This is a genomic window from Hungatella sp., from assembly GCF_046966825.1.
Map to the genome: position 1 here is coordinate 1 of NZ_JBKVCZ010000247.1, position 4,016 is coordinate 4,016.

General features: G+C 49.3%; 5 protein-coding genes and 1 tRNA gene. 3 read left to right on the forward strand and 3 right to left on the reverse strand.

Going from position 1 to position 4,016, the window contains the following annotated elements:
• On the forward strand, positions 1-522 hold a 522-nt coding region (locus ACLTD4_RS33190), incomplete at its 5' end, for an ABC transporter permease (RefSeq protein WP_412331945.1).
• 10 nt (positions 523-532) lie between these two features.
• Positions 533-1,132 (forward strand): ATP-binding cassette domain-containing protein, encoded by a 600-nt coding sequence (locus ACLTD4_RS33195; protein WP_117622617.1) that lies wholly within the window; start codon positions 533-535, stop codon positions 1,130-1,132.
• A 59-nt stretch (positions 1,133-1,191) separates the two neighbouring features.
• On the opposite strand, the gene ACLTD4_RS33200 is transcribed toward ACLTD4_RS33195, so the two are convergent.
• The 3 genes from ACLTD4_RS33200 to ACLTD4_RS33210 form a co-directional block, all read right to left on the reverse strand.
• Positions 1,192-1,905: a hypothetical protein gene (locus tag ACLTD4_RS33200; RefSeq protein WP_055656595.1), complete on the reverse strand. Its 714-nt coding sequence runs from the start codon at positions 1,903-1,905 to the stop codon at positions 1,192-1,194.
• A 205-nt stretch (positions 1,906-2,110) separates the two neighbouring features.
• Positions 2,111-2,917: a glycosyltransferase family 2 protein gene (locus ACLTD4_RS33205; protein ID WP_117622616.1), complete on the reverse strand. Its 807-nt coding sequence runs from the start codon at positions 2,915-2,917 to the stop codon at positions 2,111-2,113.
• Between the two features lies 1 nt (position 2,918).
• Positions 2,919-3,383, reverse strand: coding sequence for a methylated-DNA--[protein]-cysteine S-methyltransferase (locus ACLTD4_RS33210; protein ID WP_117622678.1), 465 nt, complete (start codon positions 3,381-3,383; stop codon positions 2,919-2,921).
• 556 nt (positions 3,384-3,939) lie between these two features.
• Between ACLTD4_RS33210 and ACLTD4_RS33215 the strand changes: the two genes are divergently transcribed.
• A tRNA-Pro gene (locus ACLTD4_RS33215) sits at positions 3,940-4,014 on the forward strand.
• Positions 4,015-4,016 lie beyond the last annotated feature (2 nt).

Sequence of the window (4,016 nt, forward strand, 5' to 3'; positions counted from 1 at the left end):
CGTTTTCCATTCTTAAAGGATTTGCTGGAACCCGTCATGGTTCTGGTCAAATCGGTGCCGGTGGCTTCCTTCGTCATTCTGGCGCTGATCTGGATCGGTTCCAGAAACCTGTCGGTCTTTATCGCGTTTCTGGTGGTATTTCCCATGATCTACATCAATACCATCGCCGGGCTTCACAGCGCGGAGCCCCAGCTTCTGGAGATGGCCAGGGTCTTTCATATGTCGGGCTGGAAGAAATTCCGTTACATTTACTGGCCGGCCCTGCTTCCCTATCTCATAAGCGGCGCCAATATCAGTCTGGGCATGAGCTTTAAATCCGGTATCGCGGCCGAAGTCATCGGTGTGCCCGACCACTCCATCGGTGAAAAACTCTACATGGCGAAAATTTATTTGAGCACAGCGGATTTATTCGCCTGGACTCTGGTAATCATTGTCATCAGCGGCCTGTTTGAAAAGGTCTTCATCGAGCTCCTAAAGGCGGCAGAACGACAGAACAGAGCGAAAAGAAAGCGGGGTGCGTGAGCCAATCACTATGGAAATTACAGTAACGAATCTCTCAAAATCATTTGACGGGCGACAAGTCTTCAGCCAGGTCAGCCAGACCTTCCGGACCGGAGACATATACTGCCTCATGGGCACTTCCGGCTCGGGAAAGACCACCTTCTTCCGGATTCTCCTTGGACTCGACCAGCCTGACAGCGGAACGGTATCCGGGACAGAGGGCGCTTTTCTCTCGGCGGTCTTTCAGGAGAACCGCCTATGTGAATCTTTCTCTTCCCTCGATAATGTGCTGATGGTCTTCCCGAAGGTAACGAAGGAAATACGGGAATCCGTAAAGGAAGATTTATGTAAACTTCTCCCCGAAGAATCCATCTACCGGCCGGTCTCCACCTTAAGCGGCGGAATGAAACGGCGTGTTGCCGTCTGCCGGGCGCTGGCGGTGCCATTTGACGCGGTCCTCATGGATGAACCGTTTACCGGTCTGGATGAGGACACACGAAGAAAGGTCATCGAATTTGTCAAACAGAAGACAGCCGGAAAGCTGGCGATTATCAGTACCCATCAGGAGGAGGATGTCCCCCTTCTGGGCGGCAGTCTGATCCGCCTTACGGCAGAAGAAAAAGGGATATGACCCCATCACTCCGGGTCATATCCCTTTTCTCTTACTTGTTCCAATCCGTCAAAACCGGATTATTTAATCTTAAATGATTTTACTGCCTCTTCGACCTGCTTGGAAACGGCCTCATCGGTTGACATAACCGTTCCTGTCGCACAGGAGTAGGTCTGCTTTGCCGCGTCATAAGAACCGGATTCAGCAAGGTAGTGAATCCCATCGTTAGGATTCGTGTACTTCATGGAGTACTGGAAGGTCTGGCTTCCGTCATCTTTCGTCTTCACATCGTAGGAAAGAATCGCCATGTCATCGCCGCGGCTCACCATATTCTTGTATTCTTCCGCTGTATCCGGATAAATCTCACGGATAGAGTCTGCGGAACTGCCGCTGATCGTCATGATTTCCAGCATGTCGTCACCGCTTGCGGAAAGGAAGGTCACGTATTCATCATCGCTTCCCTCATCGATGGTCCAGCCGGCCGGAACCTTGATCTCAAACTTGCCGTTGGCTGCCTTAAATACGCCGTCGGAACCAATCTCGCCCGCTGCAGATGCGGTAGTTTCTTCTGCGGCCTCATCAGCCTCATCCATCTCTTCCTCTTCTGCCTGGTCTTCTTCCTCTGTACTTTCAGCTTCTGACGCTGTCGTCTCTGCCCCGGTAGTGGTTACTGCCTCTGTCGTTGCCTCTGTAGAAGCGGTTGTCTCTGTCTTATCTTTTGATCCGCACGCAGTTACTGCCATCATAACGGCTGCCGCCACTGCCAGCGTAATGATCCTGCTGTTCTTTCTCATAATAATCTCTCCTCATAATCTGTCTTAACTTGTTGCGACGAAGAGGATTATAACATGTTCAGATTCTTTTGTATAGTGTATTAAAAGAACCGAAAGAATCACAAACAATTCTTAATAAACTTTATGTTCTGTTTATCATGTTCTCATTATTTTCCTTTTGTTATCGGCCGGAATCCGCGCCATGCGGGGCCGGAAAACGGGCCTCTCAATGGCCGTCCGAAGCGATGGAGATCAGGAATCGATTGATCTTCCCTTTATTTTCCTCGTAGAGGTCAATATTTTCATAAAGTTCTTTATAATAGGTAAATATAAACTTTTTCGTCTGTATCGTATTCTTCATCGTGGCTTCCTTCGCCACCAGGCTGTTCTTCGTTTTCACGTAATAGTAGGTGGGATACGGCAGCGCACAGATGCGTTCCGCGTAACAGAGGTACTGAAGGTTGAACAGAAAATCTTCACACCAGTTCAGCTCCCTGCTGCATCGAAGCATATGTGTGTTCAAAATGTCCCGGCGGTACAGTTTATTCCACATGACTCCATAGTAAAAGTTGGCCGGTTTTTCCATCATGTGCTCCGCAAAGCCTTCCCTGGTCATAACCTCGTATTCCTTGATATGGCCTTTTCTTCTTATTTTATCATGGTTGACACGGAAAAAATGGGTGATGACCATATCGCAGGAGCTATGCTCTGCCGCGGATACCATCATCCTCGTGGCATCCGGGGTAACCCAGTCATCACTGTCCACAAACTGCAGGTATTTCCCCTCTGCCTGGTCCATTGCCAGATTGCGGGCGTCGGATACCCCGGACTGCTCCTTGCGGATTACTTTGATCCTGGCGTCCTGCTTTGCGTACTCACGGCATATTGCCAGACTCCCGTCATCACTTCCGTCATCTACCAGAAATACCTCCAGCTCCCGGTAATCCTGCTTTAAAATACTGTCAACACACCGCTTCAGTGTCTTCTCCGAATTGTGAATTGGAACGATTATACTCACCAATGGCAGCTGCATGTTACTCTCCTCCCCGCTCTGTTTCCAGCAGCTTTATCTTAATAGGAAGTCCGCCCCCATACCCGGTCATGCTCCCATCCGCACCGATTACCCGGTGGCACGGAATCAGAATCGGGATGGGATTGCGGTTGTTGGCCATACCCACCGCCCGGAATCCTTTCGGGCTTCCGGCAAGGACCGCAATGTCCCTGTAGCTTCTCGTCTCCCCATAAGGAATGGTCAGAAGCGCTTCCCAGACTCTTTTCTGAAATGGTGTTCCCTCCGGTCTCAATGGCAGATCAAATGCCGTGCGCTCGCCGGCCAGATACTCCGCAATCTCTTTGGCGGTTTGGAGCGTTAAATCTGTTTCCTTTTGAACTCCCTCCTTCAGAGGGATTTTGCCGAAGCTGATACTGCTCACCGCGCCGTCCGTATCTCCTATGGTGAGCGGACCCAGTGCGGATTCGTAAAATTCATAATAAAGCATGGGGTTTTCCTTTCTATGGATATTCCGTTCTATGGATATCATCTGTGGCTCTCTTCGATCGCAGTCCGCAACCGATGTCTTCTACCGGCTAGTATACCATAAACAGGCGGTTTCGGCACTCTTTTGGCGGCTTCCCGCCGGATTTTATATTTCTTCTCCCATTTTTCAAGATTTCCTCATATTTCTTTAAGTTTTTTTATGAAATGTTTATGGTGCGGACAAATTTATGACACAATTTTCTCCTATACTAAATAGTGTAAAGGAACCCCACCCTTTTAACATTGACTTTTTATTTTTCATACTCGGCCGGCAGTAACTCGATGGTTACTGCCGGCCCCTCCCATTTATGGGGGGATTTTTTATTTTGCAGCAGTTCCGTCTTAGCTTCCAGCTGCCGCTGTCCGGTCCGGCAGCGGCAGCTGGAAGTGAAGGTGAAGGCTGAACTGCTACTTTTTTTTATTTTTTTCAAATAACGGTTGACAAGTTTTGCAGTATCGTATATAATAACTCTTGCGTCGCGAGACGGTGGATAAAAATTACAGAGAAATTCTGTTTACGGGGTGTGGCTCAGCTTGGCTAGAGCGCCTGGTTTGGGACCAGGAGGTCGCAGGTTCGAATCCTGTCACCCCGATT

What these genes read in the sequence shown, in the direction of transcription:
- ACLTD4_RS33195 (WP_117622617.1), top strand. Translation starts at nt 533, where the DNA reads ATGGAAATTACAGTAACGAATCTCTCAAAATCATTTGACGGGCGACAA.
- ACLTD4_RS33200 (WP_055656595.1), bottom strand. Translation starts at nt 1,905, where the DNA reads ATGAGAAAGAACAGCAGGATCATTACGCTGGCAGTGGCGGCAGCCGTT.
- ACLTD4_RS33205 (WP_117622616.1), bottom strand. Translation starts at nt 2,917, where the DNA reads ATGCAGCTGCCATTGGTGAGTATAATCGTTCCAATTCACAATTCGGAG.
- ACLTD4_RS33210 (WP_117622678.1), bottom strand. Translation starts at nt 3,383, where the DNA reads ATGCTTTATTATGAATTTTACGAATCCGCACTGGGTCCGCTCACCATA.